This is a genomic window from Bacillus infantis (assembly GCF_050107595.1).
Taxonomy (GTDB): Bacteria; Bacillota; Bacilli; order Bacillales; family Cytobacillaceae; genus Bacillus_AB; species Bacillus_AB infantis_C.
Genome location: NZ_JBNILH010000002.1, coordinates 259,701 through 281,870 on the forward strand (window position 1 = coordinate 259,701; position 22,170 = coordinate 281,870).

19 protein-coding genes and 1 riboswitch are annotated in these 22,170 nt (G+C 45.5%); of the genes, 11 read left to right on the plus strand and 8 right to left on the minus strand.

From position 1 onward, the window contains the following. The first annotated feature begins 99 nt into the window (after window positions 1-99). The 5 genes from ACQCVH_RS04565 to ACQCVH_RS04585 all read left to right on the plus strand — a co-directional run bounded on the left by ACQCVH_RS04565 (window position 100) and on the right by ACQCVH_RS04585 (window position 4,661). Window positions 100-1,272 carry a pyridoxal phosphate-dependent aminotransferase gene (locus ACQCVH_RS04565; protein ID WP_426834940.1) on the plus strand — a complete coding sequence of 391 codons (1,173 nt, stop codon included), beginning with the start codon at window positions 100-102 and terminating at the stop codon, window positions 1,270-1,272. 89 nt (window positions 1,273-1,361) lie between these two features. Further along, a riboswitch (SAM riboswitch) is annotated at window positions 1,362-1,466 on the plus strand. Between the two features lie 134 nt (window positions 1,467-1,600). Beyond that, complete coding sequence (gene mtnW / locus ACQCVH_RS04570; protein WP_426834644.1) at window positions 1,601-2,824, plus strand: 2,3-diketo-5-methylthiopentyl-1-phosphate enolase; 1,224 nt, start codon at window positions 1,601-1,603, stop codon at window positions 2,822-2,824. Next, window positions 2,817-3,479 (plus strand): 2-hydroxy-3-keto-5-methylthiopentenyl-1-phosphate phosphatase, encoded by a 663-nt coding sequence (locus tag ACQCVH_RS04575; RefSeq protein ID WP_426834645.1) that lies wholly within the window; start codon window positions 2,817-2,819, stop codon window positions 3,477-3,479. The genes mtnW and ACQCVH_RS04575 overlap by 8 nt, the downstream gene beginning before the upstream one ends. Further along, window positions 3,476-4,105 (plus strand): methylthioribulose 1-phosphate dehydratase, encoded by a 630-nt coding sequence (locus tag ACQCVH_RS04580; protein WP_426834646.1) that lies wholly within the window; start codon window positions 3,476-3,478, stop codon window positions 4,103-4,105. Before ACQCVH_RS04575 ends, ACQCVH_RS04580 begins: the two co-directional genes overlap by 4 nt. Window positions 4,106-4,127: 22 nt before the next feature. Continuing rightward, entirely contained in the window at window positions 4,128-4,661 is a 534-nt protein-coding gene (locus tag ACQCVH_RS04585) for a cupin domain-containing protein (protein ID WP_426834647.1), read from the plus strand. Window positions 4,662-5,340: 679 nt separating this feature from the next. Here ACQCVH_RS04585 and ACQCVH_RS04590 read toward each other — a convergent pair. The 3 genes from ACQCVH_RS04590 to fosB all read right to left on the minus strand — a co-directional run bounded on the left by ACQCVH_RS04590 (window position 5,341) and on the right by fosB (window position 7,120). Further along, a complete protein-coding gene (locus tag ACQCVH_RS04590; RefSeq protein WP_426834648.1) occupies window positions 5,341-6,090 on the minus strand; it encodes an IS110 family RNA-guided transposase in 750 nt (249 codons plus the stop codon). Next, the gene (locus ACQCVH_RS04595; RefSeq protein WP_426834649.1) at window positions 6,005-6,442 is read right to left on the minus strand and encodes an IS110 family transposase; all 438 of its coding nucleotides are present in this window, start codon (window positions 6,440-6,442) and stop codon (window positions 6,005-6,007) included. The genes ACQCVH_RS04590 and ACQCVH_RS04595 overlap by 86 nt, the downstream gene beginning before the upstream one ends. A 264-nt stretch (window positions 6,443-6,706) precedes the next feature. Beyond that, entirely contained in the window at window positions 6,707-7,120 is a 414-nt protein-coding gene (gene fosB / locus ACQCVH_RS04600; protein WP_426834650.1) for a metallothiol transferase FosB, read from the minus strand. A gap of 339 nt (window positions 7,121-7,459) precedes the next feature. Here fosB and ACQCVH_RS04605 point away from each other — a divergent pair, with 339 nt between their 5' ends. After that, window positions 7,460-7,696: a Spo0E family sporulation regulatory protein-aspartic acid phosphatase gene (locus ACQCVH_RS04605; protein WP_426834651.1), complete on the plus strand. Its 237-nt coding sequence runs from the start codon at window positions 7,460-7,462 to the stop codon at window positions 7,694-7,696. 269 nt (window positions 7,697-7,965) lie between these two features. Here the strand turns inward: ACQCVH_RS04605 and ACQCVH_RS04610 are convergent, their stop codons facing one another. Both ACQCVH_RS04610 and ACQCVH_RS04615 read right to left on the minus strand, forming a co-directional pair. Next, window positions 7,966-8,697: a ZIP family metal transporter gene (locus tag ACQCVH_RS04610; RefSeq protein ID WP_426834652.1), complete on the minus strand. Its 732-nt coding sequence runs from the start codon at window positions 8,695-8,697 to the stop codon at window positions 7,966-7,968. Window positions 8,698-8,907: 210 nt separating this feature from the next. Beyond that, the gene (locus ACQCVH_RS04615) at window positions 8,908-10,146 is read right to left on the minus strand and encodes an MFS transporter (RefSeq protein WP_426834653.1); all 1,239 of its coding nucleotides are present in this window, start codon (window positions 10,144-10,146) and stop codon (window positions 8,908-8,910) included. Window positions 10,147-10,283: 137 nt separating this feature from the next. On the opposite strand from ACQCVH_RS04615, the gene ACQCVH_RS04620 reads away from it, so the two are divergent. Continuing rightward, window positions 10,284-11,279, plus strand: a complete 996-nt coding sequence (locus ACQCVH_RS04620; RefSeq protein ID WP_426834654.1) for a phosphotransferase enzyme family protein — start codon at window positions 10,284-10,286, stop codon at window positions 11,277-11,279. A gap of 59 nt (window positions 11,280-11,338) precedes the next feature. Here the strand turns inward: ACQCVH_RS04620 and ACQCVH_RS04625 are convergent, their stop codons facing one another. Then, window positions 11,339-12,832, minus strand: coding sequence for an ATP-binding protein (locus ACQCVH_RS04625; RefSeq protein ID WP_426834655.1), 1,494 nt, complete (start codon window positions 12,830-12,832; stop codon window positions 11,339-11,341). Between the two features lie 143 nt (window positions 12,833-12,975). Between ACQCVH_RS04625 and ACQCVH_RS04630 the strand changes: the two genes are divergently transcribed. From ACQCVH_RS04630 to ACQCVH_RS04640, 3 genes are all read left to right on the plus strand, one after another. After that, entirely contained in the window at window positions 12,976-14,574 is a 1,599-nt protein-coding gene (locus tag ACQCVH_RS04630; RefSeq protein ID WP_426834656.1) for a bifunctional metallophosphatase/5'-nucleotidase, read from the plus strand. Window positions 14,575-14,646: 72 nt separating this feature from the next. Next, entirely contained in the window at window positions 14,647-15,087 is a 441-nt protein-coding gene (locus ACQCVH_RS04635; protein ID WP_426834657.1) for a MarR family winged helix-turn-helix transcriptional regulator, read from the plus strand. Between the two features lie 111 nt (window positions 15,088-15,198). Next, entirely contained in the window at window positions 15,199-16,893 is a 1,695-nt protein-coding gene (locus ACQCVH_RS04640; protein ID WP_426834658.1) for a M3 family oligoendopeptidase, read from the plus strand. Between the two features lie 150 nt (window positions 16,894-17,043). On the opposite strand, the gene ACQCVH_RS04645 is transcribed toward ACQCVH_RS04640, so the two are convergent. Together ACQCVH_RS04645 and ACQCVH_RS04650 are read right to left on the minus strand one after the other, a co-directional pair. After that, complete coding sequence (locus tag ACQCVH_RS04645; RefSeq protein ID WP_426834659.1) at window positions 17,044-18,648, minus strand: two-component system sensor histidine kinase NtrB; 1,605 nt, start codon at window positions 18,646-18,648, stop codon at window positions 17,044-17,046. Between the two features lie 148 nt (window positions 18,649-18,796). Beyond that, entirely contained in the window at window positions 18,797-20,923 is a 2,127-nt protein-coding gene (locus ACQCVH_RS04650) for an ATP-dependent Clp protease ATP-binding subunit (RefSeq protein ID WP_426834660.1), read from the minus strand. Between the two features lie 184 nt (window positions 20,924-21,107). Between ACQCVH_RS04650 and ACQCVH_RS04655 the strand changes: the two genes are divergently transcribed. Then, complete coding sequence (locus ACQCVH_RS04655) at window positions 21,108-22,151, plus strand: YkvI family membrane protein (RefSeq protein ID WP_426834661.1); 1,044 nt, start codon at window positions 21,108-21,110, stop codon at window positions 22,149-22,151. Window positions 22,152-22,170: the final 19 nt, after the last annotated feature.

Genomic DNA, 22,170 nt, shown 5'->3' on the forward strand with positions numbered 1-22,170 from the left:
GCAGAATATTTCTTTACTTTCTACCTTTTACGTTATATCATTTGTCATTGGTTTTTCAAATAAAAAAATTAATCCACATGTAAAGCAGGTGACTATGTGATGAAAATATTCCCTCAATCAGAACTCTTGCAAAGTCTGCCAAAGCAGTTCTTTGCGACATTGGTGCAAAAGGCAGCCAGGTATGCCGGGCAGGGGCATGATGTCATCAATCTTGGCCAGGGAAACCCTGACAGACCCACACCGCCGCATATCGTCAGGAAACTTCAGGAAGCAGCCGAAAATCCCCTTAATCATAAATATTCCCCTTTTCGCGGTCAGCACAGCCTGAAAGCTGCAGCAGCTGAATTCTACAAAAGGGAATATGGTGTGGACCTTGATCCGGAAAAGGAAATAGCTATTTTATTCGGCGGGAAGGCTGGCCTGGTTGAAATTCCTCAATGTCTTCTCAATCCAGGGGAAACGATCCTTGTTCCTGACCCGGGGTATCCTGATTATTGGTCAGGAGTGGCCCTTGCGAAAGCTTCTATGGCTGTCATGCCCCTGAAAGAAGAGAATCATTTTCTGCCGGATTATGGTGAGCTTTCTGAGCAGGACATCGAATCAGCCAGGATGATGTTCCTCAATTATCCGAATAATCCGACCGGAGCCACGGCTACGAAGGAATTTTTCGAAGAAACGGTCAGCTTTGCAGCGGAAAATGATATTTGCGTCGTCCATGACTTTGCATACGGTGCGATCGGATTCGAAAGCAAAAAGCCTGTCAGCTTCCTGCAGGCAGAAGGGGCGAAGGAGACAGGCATAGAAATATATACACTTTCGAAAACTTACAATATGGCAGGCTGGAGAGTGGGGTTCGCGGCAGGGAATGAAAGTGTGATTGAAGCCATCAATCTTATGCAGGATCATCTGTATGTCAGCCTTTTTGGTGCTGTACAGGAAGCGGCAGCCGAGGCTCTGGCCGGGCCGCAGGACTGTGTGGATGAACTCGTGCAGATTTATGCTTCCAGGCGGAAGGCTTTTATTGAAGGCCTTAGGGAGATAGGCTGGGATGTCAAAGCCCCGCAGGGATCTTTTTTTGCCTGGCTTAAAGTTCCGGAAGGATGGACGTCTGAGCGATTTGCAGATGTACTGCTTGAAAAAGCTCATGTTGTGGTGGCTCCCGGCATCGGATTTGGCGAATATGGGGAAGGATATGTCCGTGCAGGCCTGCTTGCAGATGAAGAGAGGCTTAAAGAGGCTGCAGCCAGAATCGGAAAGTTGAATATTTTTTGAAAAATCAATTGACATGTTTTTGTAATCATGGCATAATCCAAATGAATTATTGATTATCTGAAAACTTTTAATCTCATATAAATTTCGTTTTCTTATCAAGAGCAGGCGGAGGGACTAGCCCTATGAAGCCCGGCAACCGACTTTGTAAAAAGCACGGTGCTAATTCTTGCAGCGTTTGAGCTGATAGATGAGAAGATGTTGGACACAGCTCTGACCTCTTCTTTCTGAAGGGGTCTTTTTTATTGATTCTATTTTATTATCGTAACTATTCGCAGGTGAGAGAACCGCGATCAGCATGACCATACATAAATGCAGGGGGAACAAGATTATGAGTGAAATTATCGCGTCATATTTACTGAATGGTTCCGGCGGGGATCTGGAAAAAAAGGCAGAGGAAATTGCCTTGGGATTGACGGTGGGATCGTGGACAGATCTGCTGGATCTAGAAAAGGACCAGCTTAAGAAGCATAAAGGGAGAGTCGTTTCTGTTGAAAATGGGGAGCAGGATGGAAATAATGGGGCTGCGCTGATTAAAATTGCCTACCCGGCCGCAAACTTCAGCGCCGACCTGCCTGCTGTTCTGACAACTGTATTTGGAAAGCTTTCGCTCGATGGAAAAATTAAGCTTCTCGACCTGGATGCAGCAGAGAGCTTCAAGCGGAATTTCCCGGGCCCGCTTTTTGGCATTGAAGGAATCCGCAAAAAGCTTGATGTTCACGGACGGCCGCTGTTAATGAGCATCTTCAAAGGCGTGATTGGGAGAGATCTCGATTATCTTCTGAAGCAGCTGAAGGAACAGGCACGCGGGGGAATTGATATCGTTAAGGACGATGAAATTTTCTTTGATAATAAGCTTGCCCCTTTCTCAGAGAGGATTACAGAAGGCAAAAGGGTTCTTAGGGAAGCTTTTGAAGAAACAGGGCACAGGACACTTTATGCAGTGAATCTGACAGGCCGTACATTTGAACTGAAAGAAAAAGCAAAAAGAGCGGCAGAGCTTGGTGCTGATATGCTGCTGTTCAATGCCTTTGCCTATGGACTGGATGTTCTTCAGGCGTTAAGAGAGGACGGGGAAATCGGCCTTCCGATCATGGCCCACCCGGCAGTGAGCGGTGCAATGACTTCTTCTCCTGTTTACGGCTTAAGCCACAGCTTACTGCTTGGAAAGCTGGCACGCATGGCCGGTGCAGACTTATCCCTGTTCCCTTCGCCATATGGCTCCGTGGCACTGGAGCGGAACCATGCTTTATCCATCAGCGCTGCGCTGACAGAGGATGATATTTATAAAAAAAGCTTTCCTGTCCCTTCAGCCGGGATCCACCCTGGCCTGGTCCCTCTGCTTGTCAGGGACTTCGGGATTGACAGCGTCATAAATGCCGGAGGCGGCGTCCATGGCCACCCTGACGGTGCAAGAGGCGGGGGAGCAGCATTCCGGCAGGCGATCAGCCTTGTGCTGGAAGGAAAGACATTGCACCAGCCCCAGCAGGAATATCCGGAGCTGGCAAAAGCAATAGCGCTCTGGGGAAGCAAAGAGGTGCTGCAGAATGGATAGGCTTGCAGTGTTCTGCGATTTTGACGGGACGATAACTGAATCAGATAATATCATCAGCATCATGAAGCATTTCGCCCCTCCTGAGTGGGAATCGCTGAAGGACAAGGTCCTTGCTGAAGAAATTTCCATTCAGGAAGGCGTCGGCCGGATGTTTGCACTTTTACCGAGCAGCCTGAAGGAGGAAATCACCGCATATGTCCTTAGTCAGGCAAAGATCCGGGAAGGATTTGAAGAGTTCATTGCGTATCTGAAAACAGAGAGTATCCCTTTATACATCGTCAGCGGCGGCATCGACTTTTTCATTCACCCGCTGCTTGACAAATTCGGCCCTTTGGAAGCCATCTACTGCAACCATTCCGATTTCAGCGGGGATGTGATTAAAATCATCTGGCCGCATGAATGTGATGAAGAATGTGAAAATGGCTGCGGCTGCTGCAAGCCTTCCATCATGAGATCGCGGGACGAAGAAGGTTTATATAAAATTGTCATCGGCGACAGCATTACAGATCTGCAGGCCGCAAAGCAGGCCGATTTTGTACTGGCAAGAGATCTGCTGCTGCAGAAGAGCAGGGAGCTTGGCCTGGATCACAGGCCGTTTACCGACTTTTTTGATTGCATTACAGAATTAAAGAGATTGATAGGGGTGAAACTATGAGCCTCATCCAGGAAAAATGGGACCAGCTGGCAGACATAAAGGAAGAACTTGCAGGCCGGGACTGGTTTATGGGAACAAGCGGGAACCTTGCGATTAAGGTTGCTGCCGAACCGCTGCAATTCCTTGTTACGGCAAGCGGGAAAGACAAGCGAAAGCGGACAGAAGAGGATTTCCTGCTGGTTGACCATGAGGGAAAGCCTGCAGATGAAACCGGACTGAGACCCTCTGCAGAAACGCTTCTCCATGTAGAAATTTATAAAAGAACCAATGCAGGATGCAGCCTGCATGTCCATACGGTTGACAATAATGTGATATCTGAATTGTATGGGGATGCAGGATCTGTTGCCTTCAAAGGCCAGGAGCTTATCAAGGCTTTTGATATGTGGGAAGAGGATGCAGTCCTTACGATCCCGATTATTCCTAACCATGCTCATATCCCTAAGCTTGCTGAGTCTTTTTCAGAGCATATCTTTGCTGATTCCGGTGCTGTCCTGATCCGCAACCATGGAATTACAGTATGGGGGCGCACCCCCTTTGAAGCCAAAAAGCTTTTGGAGGCTTCAGAGTTTTTATTCCGCTATCAGCTGAAGCTGCTGCAGCACAAGCCGCTTCAAGCCTTTATATAAAAGTTGAAGGGAGATTAAAAAGATGGCATATATTGTATTGCAGGACACAAAAGAAGAAATCAGGAACCGGGAAGAGGTGGCCTCTTTCCTTGACAGCCAGGAAGTCATTTATGAAAACTGGGATATTCAAAAGCTGCCTGTGGATCTGAGAGAAAAGTATAATCTTTCAGATGAAGAGAAGGAAAGGATCCTTGAGAGTTTTGCCGCTGAAATCAAGGATATCTCTGAACGAAGGGGCTACCAGGCGCAGGACGTTATTTCGCTGTCTGAAAGCACGCCGAATCTTGACCAGCTGCTGAAGAATTTTCAGCAGGAGCACCACCATACAGACGATGAGGTCCGTTTTATTGTCAGCGGGCACGGTGTTTTCATTATTCAGGGGAAAGACGGAGGCTTTTTTGAAGTATTTCTTGATCCGGGAGACCTGATTTCTGTTCCTGAAAATATCAGGCATTATTTCACCCTCCAGGAAGATCGCAAGGTTGTCGCAGTACGTATCTTCGTTACCTCTGAAGGCTGGGTTCCAATCTATGAAAAAGAAGGCGCAGAAGCTTAATTGAAGAGAATAGAGGCAGCCTGAATGCTTTAAGGCTGTTAACTAAGGATCGGTATATGCCGATCCTTTTTTATCGGTTCCTAACATACTATAGACTTATAAATGGAGTCTGTTGATTTCCGTTCCAGGCACTTCGCTTTCCGCGGGGCGGCGCTGAGCCTCCTGATATGAACGAAACTGTCAAGATTCCCACTACACCATCGTTTTGGTTTTGTTTTTGGGTACTTTTAAGAAGAGAAGCTATTCTGGCTTCTTTGTACTGGTTAGATATTTAGCCACATTGGCTAGAATAGCTCCTTCTTTAGCTTACTGACCATTTCTCATCGCTTGGATGGGCGGTCAAGTGGTCTCCTTGACGGCCCATCCAAGTGATGAGACGCTAGTTAAAGCTAAAAGAAGGAATAATCGACCTCCTGTTAATGATAGGTATAGAAGATAAGAACACGGCACGAAGGCAAAAACTCAACTGCGGTTATCATTCTGATATTCGTGGGTTTTCACATTTTATCTTTCCGTATAAAGGACCTGCCACTAACTCGCGACGTGCGTTAACCTATTCAGATATAGCACAGAGGAGGCACGTGGATCTTCCTTTCCGGTTTTTTTCTTTGCCTTCGAGCCCTATTCTCAGTTCTATTTACAACCTCTATCTTTCGATAGATCACTACTTCTCTTTTTTTTACCCTTGAGGAATGTCTTCTACTTCTTGCATCACTGCCCAAATAAATCCTGCCAATTCTCTCGCGACAGCTGTAACGGCTTTTGGACTTTCTTTACCTCTCGCTAGTAAACGTAAATACTTATTATGCAGCCTGTTCTGTGCCTTCCATGATATTGCCTGGATAGTTGGAGACTGGCCGTTTTGTCGTTTTTTAAGTTCTCCTTTCACAGCTGGCTTATATCTATAACTCCATGAGGCCTCTACCAGTAATCGCCGCACATGCCGATTTCCTGTTTTGGTTATCTGTCCTTGGCTTCTTCTTTCTCCACTTGAATACTCGCTAGGTATCAGACCAACATACGCCATGAATTGTTTGGGCGTAGTAAAATGTTTAAACGAACCGATTTCTGCCACAATGCTTGTCGCTGTGATAAAAGCCACACCTCTTAATGATTGGAGTGCCTGAATTTTCTGGGCGTGAATCCCTTCATTGGACTGAATCCTAATTTCATCTTCCAGCCTTAGAATCCGTTGTGATAATTCCTTAATTTGGTGATAGTATTCCTGGAAAGTGATTTGCAGGGAAGTGTTTTCAAACTTTAAAGTATCAAGCCATTCAAAATACTTTTTTGTCCACTTGTTTATTCCACTTGGTGGTTTAATGTCATTGCGAAGTAAAAACTTACTTAATCGATGCTTCCCCCTCTTTAGCGTCTTCTCTGCATCTAATAAGATCCCGCAGCGCCTCATCTTCTTTATCTGGAACATAGATGGCAGTCAATTCGCCAGCGCGGTACAAATGAGCTAAGCGAATAGAATCCCTGCGGTCCGTCTTAATGCGTTCTCCAGGTCTTTTAGGAATAAGAGAAGGGGCAATTACCGAGCACTGAATCCCCATTGTCATGAGTAGCCGATAGAGTGGATATCCGGTCGGACCGGCTTCATAACACACTCGGAGTGTTTCAGGCCTGCCTAACTTTTTCATTAATTTCTTTACTGCTTCTGGGGTATGGGGAATTAATCCCCAGTATCTAGGCTCTGCCCGGCCTTCTTCTGCGATAGCGACCGCAATCTTTTCTTTTGAGACGTCTAAACCTACGTATTTTATGGTATCCTGCATAATAACTAGCTCCTTCCGTAATGTAGCTCTGATTTGGGAATGTATTTTAACAGTAAACATTCTAACCAGATTAACCTACGATGTTACGAGTAGGAGCTAGTTTCGTTCATGATAACTCGTCGTACCTCCTGCGGGGTCTCAGCTCTGCCGCTGCAATCCCGCAGGAGTCTACGTGCCTTCCACTCCAATCAACACGGTTTAATACTTTTTTCGCTGTTCTTATTATAATTTATGTAGTTAAAACAGCCGCTCTTGCTGCTTCTCTCAATAAAAAGTCATATGCGGTTTTTCCTTGCGGTAATAATCAAGACGATCCTGAAGGGTTCCGGTGTGGTATTCGAATTTATGCCCATCCGGATCCTCAAAATAAATGGACCGGCCGTCTTTTTCATGCCTGCTTCTCCCAGCAAGAATGACAGCCCCGGCTTTTATAAGCCTTTTTTCCAGCTCTGCCAATTCTCCTTCTTCTGCATGAAAGGCGATATGAGTGTAGGAATCTTTGATTTCTCTTCTCGGAATATCTTTTTCTTCATTTAGAGCAATCCATAGCCCATTTAAATCCAAGTAGGCAGTTGTCCTGCCGGAAACAAGCAATTTTGCCTTGAATGCCTTCTGATAGAAAGAAATGGATCTTTCGAGATATGAAACTGAAAAACAAAAATGGTTAATTAGCTGCATTCTTTTTCCCTCTTTCTGTATTATACAGTCAGATTCAATCTGCAAAACAAAATGAAATCTGTCGAATTAATATATTTCGAATTATGAAAGAACTTTTTTTCTTGAATAATTTGTCTAATATTGCGAATCTATTTACTTTTATAGAAATTCTTGTAATAATGCTTCAAGTGGCCTATTATTTCTCAACATTCCATGAATGGTGCTGAATAGAGAAGGAATGACTGGGGAAATCGCCGCTGTTTTTATTATTATATAAAGAGAAAAACATTTAAAGAGGGAAGATAGAATGATTGGATTATAAAAAAAGGGAATGGGACACGGATTAGGAGGAAAAGAAAGTTGTGCCAGTCAAATGAATACTTACTGAAAGAAATCCAGGTGAAAAGGGAAGCAATGATTAAGATTGCAGAGAGAGAAGGAATTTCCAGTGCGGCAACGATCCGCTGCAGCCAGGAGCTTGACAAGCTGATTCTGGAATTTCAGCAAACTATGAAGAAAGAAAGCAGAAATCAAGAAGCTGTTAAGGGACCCTATAAAGAGATGATTCTTTGGCCGAGGGAGCTGGCAAAAGTCTAAGCCGCAGTTACAGCGGCAGGTTTGACAGTTGTCAGCTTTAAAAAGGATTATCCGGGATTCCGGGCCAAACATTATTGCGTATCTTATTACTTCAGCCAAAATACTCGCAAATCAAACTTCACAGCTATTCTCCTCATAGAAGAAAACAGCACAGCCTAACCACATAACTTTTGGATAAGCATAGGATCCGCTGCGGGTTCTCCCGCAGCGGATCCAAATCCGATGAAGAGGGGGCCTGTTTTATCAGGCCTCCAATTCTATTTGACAGGCTAAAAAATATTGATCAGAAAGATCATAAACAGCAGGCCTATGATGAAGGAATAAGTGGCAGTACGTTCATTTCCGTCTCCATGGCTCTCAGGGATCAGCTCTTTATAGATAATGAAGAGCATGGCGCCTGCGGCGAAGGCAAGGCCATAGGGAACGAGAGTGCTGATAAATGATGTAAGATAGAATCCGAGAAGCCCGGTGACGATTTCTATCGCACCTGTCAGGGTGGCAATAATAAATGCCTTGAATTTGTGTATTTTCTGGTTTACCAGAAATAAAGCTACAAGGAATCCTTCAGGGGCATTTTGCAACCCAATGGCAAAGGCGATCAGGTTGCCTGTATCTTCTGTGCTCGAAGCGTAGCTGACCCCCACGGATAAACCCTCTGGGATATTATGCAGTGTGATGGCTGCGATGATCAGCATTGCCTTTTCATCAAATTCGAGCCCTTTCTTCGAATGCTGCAGGTCAATATGGGGTATATTTTTCTCCAGCAGCGTTAAGGAGAGAACACCGAGGAAAACACCTGCAGCGAGCGGCAGAAACCCTCCCGCAGCCAGCGCCTCCGGTATAAGTCCCATCATGGAGGCTGCCATCATAATGCCCGCTGTAAATGCCAATAAGATGTCTCTCCAGCGGTGGGTGATGCTCCCGTGCATAAACAGTATGATCAAAGCCCCGAGGCCTGTTGAAAGGGCAGACAGTACGCTCCCGATAATTACTTCGCTCATGGTATAAAGCTCCCCGCCTTTCCTTTGAAGCATGATGAGCACCATGCAATCTAGACTAACCGTATTTATGGGCTTAGCGCGCAATACTAATATATACAGCAGAAAGAAAAAAGTTCCCCGTAAAATCATTGTGCGGCAGAAAAGAATGAATATGAAGAAGGCTGTCCAAACCGGTACCCGGGTTCGGACAGCCCATTTCAAAAGCTGATTTTAGAAATCTTTGGCCTGCATTTCTGCAAGCTGGCGGTCTGAAGGCAGAACAGCTGATAAAAGGCCTAATAGAGGAAGGAAGCCGGTGACAGCCAAAGTCAGGGGGAGGCCGATCATATCTGCCAGCCATCCGAGCGCTACTGATCCGATTGCTCCCATCCCAAAGGCCAGGCCGACTGTGAGCCCGGACATGGTGCCGATTTTTCCAGGCACCAGCTCCTGCGCATAGACTACTGTAACCGAAAAGCTCGCCATTAGAATGAAGCCGGTTAACAGCAAAAAGATAAAAGCAAGTTCTTTTGGCATATACGGCAGCAGGATTGAGAATGGTGCAGATGCAGCCATAGAGACTAAGATGATTCTCTTTTTTCCAAAACGGTCAGATAATGGGCCGCCAAAAAAAGTTCCTGCAGCGCCTGCAGCCAGGAATGCAAACAAAAATACTTGTGCCTGCGTAATCGTGAAGGAATATTCTGATATCGCATAAAAAGCATAAAAATTAGTGATGGCTGAGATATACCAGGAGCGCGCAAAAATCAAAAAGAGGATAACGGCCAATGAAAGTGCTATTTTGCTTTTAAAGGCTGTTTGCCGTTTTTTGCCGGTCCTGGATTTTTTCAGCACCAGCTGCCTTTCATCCTTCAGTTGTCCGGAATACCAGAAGGCGATATAGACTAGAAGGCCGGAAGCAAGGGCTGCAGCCAATGTAAACCATGAAGCTCCTCTTTGTCCCAGCGGCACAAGCACGAGGGCTGTAATGAGCGGTGCAAGCGCCTGTCCTGTATTGCCCCCCACCTGGTAAATCGACTGTGCCAGTCCCCTTTTTGTCCCTGCAGCCATATAGGCGACACGCGACCCTTCAGGGTGGAAAATTGCTGAACCGAGGCCAATCAGCACAACGGATAGTACTATTGAAAGAAAACTTCCAGCCAAAGCGAGGCCGAGCACTCCGGCCAGTGAAACGGCCAGCCCGGCTGGAAGTGCAAATGGCATCGGCTTCCGGTCAGTCAGCATGCCGGTAACCGGCTGGAGGACCGAAGAAACGATGTTAAGGGAAAAAGCTATGAAGCCCAGCTCTGTATAAGTCAGTCCCATCGACTTCTCGAGAATGGGAAACATTGCAGGCACTACAGCCTGGATCGTATCGTTCAACAGATGGCAGAGCCCGATGATAAATAAAACTTTATAGACTGTCCCTTCATTATAATTTTGCTTTTGGACCGCTGCAGGGTGTCCCATTGATTCCCTCCTGGTGTTAATTATCGATAGAGTTCTTTATCGATTAAGACATAATAAAATAGCATAATATATTTTAGTAGATTTATCCATGATTCATTTACAATGGAGCTGTGTGGAAATCAAATCCGGAGGCAAATATGGAAAAATATATTCGGGAATTGCTGGTCGGCAGTTCAATTCTTCAAGACATGAAGGATATGTACGGACTTGAAGAGGATTGCAGGCTGCTTGGGGATTTTGAGAATTTTGTTTATGAAGTGAGGAAGGGGGGAACGCCTTATATCCTCAGGATTACTCACCAATCGCATCGGTCTTTTCACGATATTGCAGCCGAGATCGATTGGCTCAACCATTTATTCTCTGAGGGAATTCAGGTTCCTGGGGTGATTATGGCTTCAGGAGAAAGAATCATAACCGCTGGTTGCAGTGATGGCAGCAAGTTCTATGCTTGTCTGTTTTCGAAAGCTCCGGGCAGGCCAATAGAAGTAACTGATAAAGAGTTTGACAAAGAACTTTTCAAATCGTGGGGCAGGATCATTGCCCAGATGCATGACGCAACAGCCATTTATAAAGCAAATGCTGAAATTGGAACAAGGCCTGGGTGGGATGAGGAAGATGTCCTTTTTCCTGAAAGGTATGTACCTGCTGAGGGGCATGCAGGGTTAATCGCAAACAGCAGGGAGCTCATCAGCATCATTGGAGAACTGCCTGCAGGAAAAGACAGCTTTGGGCTTGTGCATACAGATCTTCATTCAGGCAATTTCTTTTTTGATGGAAATAAGGTCTATCCGTTTGACTTTGATGACTGCGCCTACCACTGGTTTTCCTCAGATATAGCCATCCCGGTGTATTACTCGGTCCTTTACCGCTGCAAAAACGATACACAGCAGGAGAAAAATACTTTTGCAGCAGGATTTCTGAAAGAATTTATCTCAGGCTATGAGGAAATCAGGCCTCTTCCTCCCGGGTGGCTGGACCAGCTCCCGCTGTTTCTGAGGCTCAGGGATGTTGTCCTCTATACTGTCCTTCATAAAAAGATTGCACCGGAGGACAGAAGCAGCAGTCTTCTTTCAATGATGGCTGAACTGAAGGGCAGGATCGAGGAGAAACAGCCGATTTTCACCCTTGAATGATGTAAAGCAGAGTACCGTATGGTGCTCTGCTTTACATTTTGTGAATGGGTGCCTGCCCCTTACTCTTTTACAGGCAGCAGGATCTCAGCTTTTGTACCTTCATTCAATCTGCTTGATATGCTGATGCTGCCTCCGAAGGACTCAATGATCCTCTGGCATACAACTAGGCCAAGCCCAGTTCCCATATCCTTTGATGTGAAAAATGGCGTGAATACCTTCTCAAGGTCTTCCTCACGTATGCCAGAGCCTGTGTCTTCCAGAATGATGCTGTGCCATTCGCCGCCAGTGTGCAGGGAGATGGTGAGCCGCCCTCCGTCTTGCATTGCTTCAAAAGCGTTCTTTGCAAGGTTGAGAAGCACCTGCTTAAGCTGATCCTGTGTACCCTCGGCAATTGCCGGGTTATCCGGCAGATGATAGGTGCACTGCACATTTGTCAGTGAAGCTTCGGATTCGAAAAGGGGAATCAGATCAGAAATGATGTCTTTTAGATTGATTTTTTCCATGTTCAGGGCTGCAGGTTTTCCCAGGATCAGGAACTCACTCACAATCTCATTAATTCTGCTGATCTCTGTGTCAATCACTTTAAAAAAGTATTGATCCTCGGAATGTGTGTATTTTTCACTGAGAAGCTGGACAAGCCCTTTTATTCCGGTCAGAGGATTCCGGATTTCATGAGCTGTGCTTGCTGCAAGGGTGCCAACCAGCTCAAGCTTCTGCAATTCGTTTTTCTTCTTTTCCTCTGCCGCCTGCCTTTTAAGCATGATATATTTGATAAAAAAGAAGATGATATGGAAGATGATCAGCAGCCTTGCAATAAATCCCGCTGCCTCTTTGAAGATTGCTGCGTTATCCCTGTCAGGGACGGCTGTTTTAATTGTCCACGGGAGCCTCTCGATTGGAATCATAACTGTCTGCATATTGCCAAATGAATCGGAATCCGCCATATTAAAGATCATGATCGGCGCATCCTCCTGGTTGTAGACAACCAGCCTGGCATCGGGCGTCAGCATGGTCAATATATTTTCAATATGGTCTACCCTGATCTGTGCTATGGCAATTCCGGCAATCTCCCGGTTCTCTTTAAGCACCGGCGCTGCCAGTCCAATGACCTTCTGGCCGTTTTCAAGCGTTTCCTGCCTGGAGGAAATGACGATATCCTTGGCATCCATTGCTTCCTGTATATAATCTTTTTCTAGCATACTCTTGTTGTCAAACAGAGAGTTCGATCCTGCGATGACTTCTCCGCGGGCATTGGCTACATATAATCCACCATAGCGTGAATCCATCAGATGGATGCGCTGAAGCAGCGGTGAGATTTTAGCCGGATCCTGCATTTCCGCTGAGGCCGAAATAGAAAGAACCTCAAGGGTAGAAACTGTTTCCGAGATAAAGTCATCCCAGTGCCGCTGGTGGATGGCTGCCGTCCACCTGGCGGCTTCCTGGCGGTCGCTGATATTCTGATCCAGCAGCTTGTTCATATAAAAGAGGCTGGAAATGACCACAGGGATCATAACGGCTGCGAGATACAAAATATAGTTCTTTGATTTTTTCATTTGTATGTACCTCAATAGAAATTTGTATAATTGAGAAGAGCGCCTCGTACCTGGCCGGGCTCTTTTGTTATTATACCACTTATGACCATTTCAAGTTTAACAGCAGCCGAGAATGATAAATAGGTACTAAAGGGAGGAGTTAGATGAAAAATAAAGAGACAATATCGTTCCTTGTTACTTCTGATTTACACGGCAGCATTTATCCTTACGATTACAGCACGGGAAAAGAACTGGAGGAGGGGCTTGCCAAACTGGCGTCAGTGATCAGGCAGGAGAAAGGGAAGACAGAACATACACTCCTTCTGGACAACGGCGACCTGATCCAGGGGACGCCGCTTATGTACCATTATTCCCGGTTCTTAAAGCACCGTGTCAATCCCATGGTCCAGGTCCTGAATAAGCTGGAGTATGATGCTGCTGTAATCGGCAACCATGAATTCAATTATGGAATCGAAATGATCAAAAGCGCTGCCAGTGAATCCAATTTCCCCTGGCTGAGCGCCAATGTGCTGCACCGGACAACGAAGGAGCCGTATTTTGGAGTGCCCTATGTAATTAAGGAAATGAATGAGCTTAAGATAGCGGTCCTTGGGATTACAACAAGCCATATCCCGAATTGGGAGAGACCTGATCATATTCAGGAACTTTTCTTCGACTCGGCAATTGATGCTCTTGCACGCTGGATTCCTTATATAGAAGAAACCGAAAATCCCGACTTCCTCGCGGTCGCTTATCATGGAGGTTTTGAACGGGATTTGGAAACAGGCGCCAAAGCGGAGGAGGAAACAGGAGAAAATGAGGCTTACAGGATCTGCATGGAATTTCCGGAAATCGATCTGCTGATCACCGGTCATCAGCATAGGAGGATTGCGGGCAAAGAGGTGAATGGGGTGCCGGTCATCATGCCAGGAGCCCATGGAAGCCATTTGGGCAAAGTAGAAGTGACCTTTGAAAAGGTGCGCCATGAGTGGACGATCGCCGGCCTGGAGACATCTTTGATCAGCAATGAAGGGGAGTGTGACAAGGAGATCATCCATGATGCAAGCTTTTACGAAAATGAAACGCAAAAATGGCTTGATGAAGAAATAGGCTCTCTGACGGAAAATATGCTGATCACAGATCCACTGGAAGCCAGAATCAGGGAGCATCCATTGATTGAGCTGGTCAACCGCGTCCAGATGGACGCATCCGGTGCAAATATTTCCTGCACTGCCCTTTTCAATGAAGGTGCCCCGGGATTCAGCAGCACGGTTACCATGAGGGATATCATGACCAATTATATTTATCCGAACACACTCTCTGTACTGCAGGTAACAGGCCAGGACATCAAAGATGCACTGGAAAGATCTGCCTCCTACTTCTGCGTTGGTGAAAATGGGGAAATTGGAGTGAATCCTTTCTTTTCAAAGCCGAAACCCCAGCATTATAATTATGATATGTGGGAAGGGATCGAGTATGAGCTGGACCTATCCCTGCCTGAAGGAAGCCGTGTCACTGTCTTGGAGCACAGAGGAGAGGCAATGAAAATGGATGAAGTGTTTGAGGTGGTCATGAACCATTACCGGGCAGGAGGAGGAGGCGGCTACTGGATGTTTAAGAATACACCTGTCATCCGGGAGATCCATAAGGATATGACAGAACTGCTGGCTGAATATATCATGAGGGAACAGCCTGTGAAGGCAGAAGTGAATGAAAATTGGAAGGTTACAGCTAATTCTCCATCATTGCGGCCCAAAAATTGACACAAGAGGCAAGCTTCCTTATAATAATGCTGAATTTGAGATAAAATAATGTGTTAAAGGATCTGTTTAAAAATGGGGAACGAACAGGTAAATCAATCATTAAAGCTTTTTATCGTTTTATCAAGGGCCTGCAGGGCTGTTAATGAGAATGTCAATAAGCTGATTCAGACATACGGATTGAATCCGACTGAATTTGCGGTGCTTGAGCTGCTCTATCACAAAGGGGACCAGCCGCTGCAGCAAATCGGCGGAAAAATCCTGCTTGCAAGCGGCAGTATTACCTATGTAGTGGACAAGCTTGAAGAAAAAGGGTATCTTCGCCGTGTGGCCTGCCCGACAGACCGGCGCGTGACATTTGCCCAGATTACAGAAAAAGGAAAAACGTTCATCGAAGAAATCTTTCCGTCTCATGAGCAGTTCATCCATGAATTGGTGTCAGAGCTCTCTAATGAAGAAAAGCAGACAGCGATCGATCTTTTAAAGAAACTCGGCTTATCTGTCGGCAGATTTTAAAGCAAAGCACAGTGATCCTGCTGTGTTTTTTGTTTTTTCAGGAGGATTTATCTGCTGGATGTCGAATCTTTAGTATGGTTTTTGAAAATAAAGATATTCGGGGGGAAAAGAATGAAATTCAGTGATTATACATATGTCCGTCCAGACATGGACGAAGCGGGCAAAAAATTTGAAGCTGCCCTGGAGAGGTTCAGGGGGGCAGCAAGTGCCGATGAACAGAATGAAGCGATGAAAGAAATCAATCAGATTCGCAATGATATTGGGACAATGTTCAACTTATGCTATATCCGCCATTCGATTGATACAAATGACGAATTTTATAAAAATGAACAGGATTATATGGATGAAGTACAGCCGCAGCTGGAAGGGTTTGTAACGGATTATTATAAAGAGCTGGTAGAATCAAAGTTTCGTTCAGAGCTTGAAGAAAAATGGGGAAAGCAGCTTTTTGCACTGGCTGATGCCCAGCTGAAGGTGTTCAAGCCTGAAATCCTTCCACTCATGCAGACGGAGAATAAGCTATCATCTGAATATACGAAGCTGATGGCCTCCGCCAAGATTGATTTTGAAGGTGAAGAGCGCACGCTGGCCCAAATGGAGCCTTTTACTGAATCAACCGACAGGGAAATGAGGAAAAGGGCACAGGAGGCACGTTTCGGATTCCTTGCTGACAATGAAGAGGAGCTAGACCGGATCTATGACGAACTTGTAAAAGTCAGGACCGAAATTGCGCAGAAGCTTGGCTACAATAACTTTGTAGAGCTGGCGTACTATAGAATGTACCGGACGGATTATAATGCAGAAATGGTCGCCAAATTCCGCGGCCAGGTCAAAGAGCATATCGTCCCGATCGCGACAAAGCTAAAGCAGCGCCAGCAGGATAGAATCGGCCTTGATGAATTGAAATACTATGATGAGCCATTCCTATATAAGACCGGCAATGCAGTACCGAAGGGAAGCCCTGAGTGGATCATTAAGAACGGCCAGAAAATGTATGACGAACTCTCAGAAGAAACAGGCAGATTCTTTTCTTTTATGAATGATAATCAGCTGATGGATCTTGTGGCGAAAAAGGGGAAAGCAGGAGGCGGCTACTGTACCTATATTGAGAACCATAAAGCACCGTTCATCTTCTCCAATTTCAATGGAACTTCAGGTGATATCGATGTGCTCACACATGAAGCCGGCCATGCTTTCCAGGTATATTCAAGCAGCGATTTTGAAATTCCTGAATACAACTGGCCGACTTATGAAGCGGCAGAAATCCATTCCATGAGCATGGAGTTCTTCACATGGCCATGGATGGAGAATTTCTTTAAGGAAGATACAGACAAGTACAAGTTTTCCCACTTAAGCTCAGCATTACTTTTCCTTCCTTACGGAGTAAGCGTCGATGAATTCCAGCATTGGGTATACGAAAATCACACCGCTACTCCACAGGAGCGTAAGCAGGCCTGGAGGGAAATTGAAAGGAAATACCAGCCGCATAAAGACTATGAAGGAAATGAGTATCTGGAGAACGGCGGTTTCTGGCAGCGCCAGGGGCATATCTTTAATTCGCCTTTCTATTATATTGACTATACGCTTGCACAGATTTGCGCTTTCCAGTTCTGGAAGCGTTCAAGGGAAAACCAGGAAGAGGCATGGAGCGATTATGTCAAACTGTGCGGATTGGGCGGAAGCCTTCCTTTCACAGAGCTTGTCAAGGAAGCCAATCTTCTTTCACCATTTGAGGAAGGCTGTGTAGAATCCGTAATCGGTGAAATTGAAAGCTGGCTGAATTCTGTAGATGACCAAAGCCTGTAAAGTAAGAAGAGCCGGGGATCCCCCGGCTCTTTTTTGGTGTTTAGGAATGTATGAATTGAAAGACCCCCATGAAGTATGAAGACGCTGCTACAGGAAGTGGAGTTCTTAGTCGGCGTTTCTTAAGGGTGATCAAGGCGTTTGCGTTTTTGTTCAGCAAAGCTCTTCTGACTGATTGCCGTCCTGTCCTTCTGTTAAAAGGGGGAGATGGATTTCGGCTGTTGTACCAGCCCCCACCCTGCTGGTGATCGCGAGCCTGCCTTTATGCTGCTGGATAATCTGCTCTGTAATCATCAGCCCTAGGCCAGTGCCTGATTCCTTAGTGGTAAAGAAAGGTTTTTTGATATGTTGCAGAAGTTCCTCGGGCATACCGCAACCGCTGTCTGCGATTAGAATTCTTGCTTCACCGCTGCTGGTCTGTCTGCACGAGATTTTAACAACACCGCCTTCCTGCATAGAGTCAATGCTGTTTTGAACCAGATTGATGCATGCCTGCTTAAGCTTGCCGGGATCGCAAAGGACAGTTCCGCAGCCAGGCGGAATATCTTTCAGAACATGTACATTTCTATAATGTGCCTCAGACTCAAACAGGAGCGCTGCTTCACTTAGCAGCGGTTCGAGCGGCTGAGGTTTCATAATTGGTGTGTGCGGTTTGGATAGATACAGAAATTCATTGATGATCCCGTTCATCCGCTCCAGTTCAGAATGAATGATTGAAATATATTGCCCATAATCATTATCTTTTTCACCGATCATTTGGATAAAGCCTGATATGACCGTTATTGGATTTTTTATTTCGTGGGCGACGCTCGCTGCCATCTCACCGGTGACCTTCAATTTTTCAGAATTCCGCAGGTACTCTTCCAGCTTTTTCTTTTCAGTTACATCCCTTATGACCATTGATACTGCAAAAATATTAAGTTGAGAACTATAGACAGGGGATACGGTCGCCTCCAGCACGATTGGCTCATCACTGACACCCGGAAAAGAAAGTTCAGCTCCGGAAATACTGCGGCCAAGAAGCGCTGAATCCAGCATAGCGGAAATCTCACCATTTTTATCCGCTATGATGGCTTCAAGACTGTCCCCAAGCTCCGGGGCTGCCGATTGAAACAGCAGGGAGAAACTGTCATTCATTCTTAGAATCCTTTTTTCTGCATCTGCTATTACAATGGAATCGCTGGTATTGTCAAAAAAAGCGTCAATATAGGACCTGGTAGATTCCAGGTCCTTCCTCGCAGCCATTTCATTTCTCTCCGCTTTTTCCCACAGCCTGTTCGCATGTTTGATCATGAAAAAAAGCAGAATGCTTGTTAGCATAGCAAACAGGAGGATATAAGGCAGATCCTCAGGACCGGACATTTCTGCAATTATATGTCCATTGGCCGCATTCAGGGTTATAAGGGCTGCGGCAGCCAGCGAGCTGGAGATGACAAGGGCAAGATAGCTTTGGTAAAAGGCAGATAAAATGATTCCGAACACCAGAAAAATATAATTGACCAAATAAGGAAGCTGCAGGTTCAGGTAAAACAGATAACTGTATATACTGGCCAGGATTACAATCATCATAAAGTGAGGCTTTGGCTTAAAATAATTGAGGCCGCTGAGCAGCAGGCAAAAGCCAAGACCTACAGGCGGCCACAGCAGATCATGACGCTGATCGACGAATGTGTAAAAAGCTGTATCGATTATGTAAAACAGCCAGAGCAGCTGTATCAGAAGCAGATTCCGGCTTTCTATCAGGCTTGTTTTGTTCATAGCTTTTGTTGCCTTTCAGATGATTTATTCACCAATTTTATCACAATTTGTAAAAATTTGATGAATATCTTTCGAATCTAACAGAAAAAAAGACATACAGTAAGCCTGAATTAAGCTTCTGTATGTCTTTCTAAATTGTACTGCATCTTTATTTTCCAGTAACCACAATGGTTCCATCCAGAAGGTCTGCATGCAGCTGCCTGCATGATGGATCTTCCAGAATAATGTCCGCAATTTTGTCTTCCAGCTGCTCCTGGATTGCCCTTCTAAGCGGACGGGCTCCAAAAGCCGGATGATAGCCAAGCTCGGCCAGTTTTTCAACCGCTTCTTCAGTGAAAGTCAGTAGCATCTCTTGTTCTTTGAGTGCCGTATTCAGCTCCTCAAGCATCAGCTGCACGATTTTCAGCAGGCTGTCTTTTTCCAGCTGTTTAAACTCAATGATGCTGTCAAATCTGTTCAGGAACTCTGGCTTAAAGAAACTGCCCAGAGAATCAAGGATGCCTGATTCCTTCACTGCGCTGCTGCCGAAACCTACCTTGATTTCCCTGTGGCCTGCACCGGCGTTGCTTGTCATGATAATTACAGAATCCTTAAAGCTGACGGTCCTGCCCTGGCTGTCTGTCAGGCGGCCGTCTTCAAGAATCTGCAGGAACATATGCTGTACGTCAGGGTGGGCTTTTTCTATCTCATCCAGCAGGATGATGCTGTATGGATTTCTCCGCACCTTCTCAGTCAGCTGGCCTGCTTCATCATGTCCGACGTATCCCGGAGGGGAACCGATGATTTTTGATATGCTGTGTTTTTCCATATATTCACTCATATCAAGCCTGATCATGCTGTCTTTAGAGCCAAAGAGCTCTTCAGCAAGCGTTTTTGTCAGTTCGGTTTTACCAACACCGGTTGGACCGACAAATAAGAAAGAGCCTATTGGGCGGTTTTTGGATTTTAATCCAGCCCTGCTTCTGCGTACTGCCTTGGCGACCTTTTTAACGGCTTCATCCTGGCCGATCACTTTTTCGGAAAGGGATTTTTCCAGGTTCTTCATCTTGGATTGTTCATCATGCTGTATTTTGCCGACTGGGATGCCGGTTTTTCTTTCTATGATTTCCTGGATATGCTCCACTTCCACAACCGGCCTTTTGGCGGAATCATTATTTAATGCTTTTTCCAGCTTAATTTCCTGTTCGCGAAGCTTGGCCGCTTCTTCATAGTCCTCTTTCTTCAAGACTTCATCTTTGGCTGCTGATATTTCAGCCAGCCTCTGCTCAATTTCTTCCCCAGGTGTATATTCTGCTGTAAGATTGATTTTTGATCCCGCTTCATCCAATAGATCTATGGCTTTATCCGGAAGGAATCTGTCCTGGATATATCTGCTTGACAGAGTGACGCATGCTGACAGCGCCTCTTCAGAATAGATGACTTCATGGAAGTCCTCATATTTGGACTGAAGGCCTTTCAGAATTTCTAAAGCCTGTTCCTGTGTTGGCTCCTGAATGTGAACAGGCTGGAAGCGCCTTTCAAGCGCCGGGTCTTTTTCAATCTGGCGATACTCCTTCAAAGTAGTCGCACCGATCACCTGAAGTTCGCCGCGTGCAAGGGCAGGCTTCAGAATGTTGCCAGCGTCCATGGAGCCTTCAGCGGATCCTGCTCCGACAAGAAGGTGAATTTCATCAATGAACAGGATAATATTTTTCCTCTCCTGCAGCTCTGTGATAAGCTGTTTCATCCGTTCTTCAAACTGTCCGCGAATGCCGGTATTGGCAACAAGCGAAGCGACATCAAGAAGATAAACTTCTTTATTCAGCAGTTTGCGGGGTGCTTTCTTTTCAGATATCTTCAGTGCCAGTCCTTCTGCAATGGCAGTTTTCCCGACACCTGGCTCCCCGATCAGTACTGGATTATTTTTATTTCTCCGATTCAGGATTTCAATGACACGGTCAATCTCTTCATCCCTGCCAATCACAGGATCTATTAACCCTGCATTGGCAGCATTGCTCAGGTTCTTGCCGAACTGGTCAATAAAGCCGTCTGTCTTTTTGCCTTTTGGCTGCTGTTTCATTCCCTTGCCGGCACCGCCTTCACCGGCGCCCATTTGTTTGAACAAGTCTTCCATGCCGGAAGCTTCAAAGGGATTCTGATATCCGAATGAAGCGTTCATTTTTTGCTTTTCGGTCTGATAGCAGCTGCTGCAGAGATGTGTTTCAATTTTATTGCCATTTATATTAAACCTTAATTGAATTGTCGCCTGGTTTTGTTGACATTTTTCACAGTTCATCAATCAATGCCTCCTATATGTTGACTTTGACTATATTTGACTAACTTTGATTTTATTATACTTTGACCTAATTTGACTTTCAAGCAATAAGACTTGGCAATTTTAGCCAAAGAAATGAATTGTTTTGAAAAGCTCGTCTTTGTTGACAAAGCCGGTCATATACATGAAGGGAGGAGGCGGTTTCGTGAAAAACTGGACTGGAGCCTTGCAGATTGCTGCTGTCTATGTCGGTACAGTAGTAGGAGCGGGTTTTGCAACAGGCAAGGAAATAGTAGAGTTTTTTACCCGGTTCGGGTTTATCGGGCTGATCGGAATTCTGATGAGCGGATATATATTTATTATGCTGGGAACAAAGCTGATGAGGATCTCAGCCCGGATACATGCAAGATCTTACCAGGAGCTGAATGATTATCTGTTCGGCAGATATTTTGGGAAAGTGATCAATATCCTGACATTAATCATGCTCCTTGGCGTATGTGCGGTCATGCTGTCAGGCGCAGGAGCTGTATTTCAGGAGCAGCTTGGATTGTCCAAGCTCTCAGGGGTGTTTGCAACGATCATATTGTCTGTAATTGTGATGATTCTGGGCATTAAAGGCCTTTTTGCTGTGAATTTATTTGTTGTGCCTATGATGATTGCCTTTAGTTTTATCTTAATGTTCATTTCTATAAGACTTCCGGGCTTTCAGGAGCAGCTGCTGTTCATTCCGTTTGCGGAGGATGGTTGGAAAGCTGTAGCTGCGCCATTTTCCTATACCGCCCTTAATCTGGCCCTGGCACAGGCGGTCCTGGTGCCTGTTGCGGCTGAGATAAAGGATGACCGGACCATTAGGATGGGAGGATATATCGGAGGGGCGGCATTGACCATCATCCTTTTATCAAGCCATCTGACTCTTGTGATGCTGCCTGACCTGGAAGTGTATGAAATACCGATGGCTGTCATCATGAAAAATCTTGCTTCCGGTTTTTACGGCCTGTTTGTACTGATCATATATGGAGAGATCTTTACCTCGATAATCGGGAATATTTTCGGGCTGGAGAGACAGATAAGGCAGTATGTTTCTATCCCGGCAATCTGGTCGGTCGGGGGTATTTACTTTATCACCTGTTTGATCAGCATGATAGAATACAGTACACTGCTATCCTATCTTTATCCGATATTCGGGTATGTCAGCATTCTATTTATTGTCTTGCTCTGGATTAAGCCTGCAGAAGAGAAAGAATCATAAAAAAACAGGCCGATGAGGT